General features: G+C 67.2%; 1 protein-coding gene. It reads right to left on the reverse strand.

The genetic code is table 11. The annotated features are described in order from the left end of the window. Window positions 1-259 (reverse strand): ABC transporter substrate-binding protein (locus tag G3I42_RS10145; protein WP_239096373.1); only part of this gene is annotated, 259 nt, incomplete at both ends.

A 259-nucleotide genomic window follows, 5' to 3' on the forward strand; every position in this document is an offset into this window, starting at 1 on the left:
ACGGACCAGCCGTCGAAGGCGAGGTCGTACTCACCGGCGTACCAGGGCACGGAGACGTCGTCGAGGCAGTCGACCTTGAGGCCGATGCCGAGCTTGCCCCACCACTCCTTGAGGTACTTGCCGATCGCCTTGTCGTTCGGGTCCGTGGCGTGGCAGAGGATGCGCAGGTCGAGCGGCTTGCCGTCCTTGCCGACGCGCTGGTCGCCCTTGAGCTTGTAGCCCGCCTGGTCGAGGAGCTTGGCAGCCTTGGCCGGGTCGT

The sequence above is a fragment of the Streptomyces sp. SID11385 genome (assembly GCF_010548245.1).
Taxonomy (GTDB): Bacteria; Actinomycetota; Actinomycetes; order Streptomycetales; family Streptomycetaceae; genus Streptomyces.